This window comes from Actinomadura sp. NPDC048032 (assembly GCF_040653175.1).
GTDB classification, from domain to species: Bacteria; Actinomycetota; Actinomycetes; order Streptosporangiales; family Streptosporangiaceae; genus Spirillospora; species Spirillospora verrucosospora.
The window spans coordinates 1-1,488 of record NZ_JBEZJP010000788.1; the positions used below are offsets into that span (position 1 = coordinate 1).

The following is a 1,488-nucleotide window of genomic DNA, read 5'->3' on the forward strand; positions in this document are numbered from 1 at the left end:
CAGCGACCCCAGGGGGACGGCGCTCTGCGTGACGAGGCTGTTGATGCTGGCCACCCGCGCCAGCATGTCGTCGGGGATCCACGTCGCCTGGTAGACGGTGAGCGCCACGTTCATGTGCGCGCCGATGAAGCTGATCCCGCCCCAGGCGGCGAGCCCGGCCAGCGGGCTGTCGTAGGCCGTCACGATCGCGGTCATCGCGAACCATCCCCAGACGCAGCAGAACAGCAGCCGCATCGGCCGGTTGCCCTGGGCCAGGCGGTAGCGCCGGGAAAGGTGGGACGCCGCGACGGCGCCGAGCGTGCCCCCGAGCCCGGACGCCGCGAAGAGAATGCCGATCATCGAAGTGGAGGCGAACTCCTGGTCCGCCTGCACCACGAGCCTCAGAAAGATGATCTGGAAGGCGAAGTTCGTCACCGCGCACACGGCGATCACCATGCACAGGAATGGGTGGCCCAGGATGAAGCGAACGCACTTTCCGAAATCGGTGGGTTCGGGGTCCCGCTGTTCCTCCGGTGCGAAATTCTTCTCCCGCACGCAGTGCAGCGTGAGGGCGGAGAAAAGGGAGGAGAGAGCGTCGGCGGCGAAGGGCAGCGCCCTGTCCAGGCCATACAGGAATCCGCCGAGCGGGCGGCCGAGAAGCAGCGCGATATGGCCCCTTGCCTCGTTTCTCGCCATCGCCTCGGGAAGCTGGTCGGGGCGGACGACGCGCTTGACGACGGCGACCTCGGCCAGGCTGTACAGGCCCGCGAGCGCGCCGTCCGCCGCGGCCGCGCCGACCAGGAGCAGGCCGGGGTGGTAGTGCAGGGCGAGGCCGACGGCCAGCAGTACCGACACGCCGAACCGCGTGTACTGGCAGGTCAGCATGATGCGCCGGCGGTCGAAGCGGTCCGCGAGCATGCCCGCGGGCACGTAGAGGAGGAGCCGGGGGCACGTCCCGGCCGCGGCGACCCAGCCCGCGAAGACCGGCGAGCGGGTCAGCGACAGCGCCAGCAGCGGGATCGCGATGGCCGCGTTCATGGTGCCGAGCTGGGAGGCGGCCGACCCGCTCCACAGGAAGGTGAAATCCCGTGGCATGGACGCTCGTGGTTTCACGTGGACCCGCTCGCGCCGTCGAAAGCGGCCACCTGTTGCATCCTTCCCGGAACCGATGGTGGCCGGTTCGGTCGAGGTGCGACCGGGCGCCGACCAGCGGGCGGCGGCAATGGGTGCGCCGGCCCGAATGGCTTTCCGTCCGAGGGCATGAGCGGCGAAAGGAAAACGGTCGAAAAGCTCCGGGCGCGTTCATACCGAGAAGAAAGCCTGCGGCCCCGTAGTGCCGGGGTCGCAGGCAGACTCTAGTGGAGATCGCGGCGAGAAACGGGTCGATTGTCGAAAAACGACTTCCCGCGGGCGAGTCTCGTACGACTCTTGAACGACGGTATGCCGATCGTGGGGATCGGTGCGGGACGCGCTTCCCGCTGCCGCCCCTCTGGCGGCGGAAGCGGGAAG

Annotated in this window: 1 protein-coding gene; it reads right to left on the bottom strand. The window is 69.0% G+C overall.

Going from position 1 to position 1,488, the window contains the following annotated elements:
- On the bottom strand, positions 1-1,074 hold a 1,074-nt coding region (locus tag AB0C69_RS42220), incomplete at its 3' end, for an MFS transporter (RefSeq protein WP_360362564.1).
- Positions 1,075-1,488: the final 414 nt, after the last annotated feature.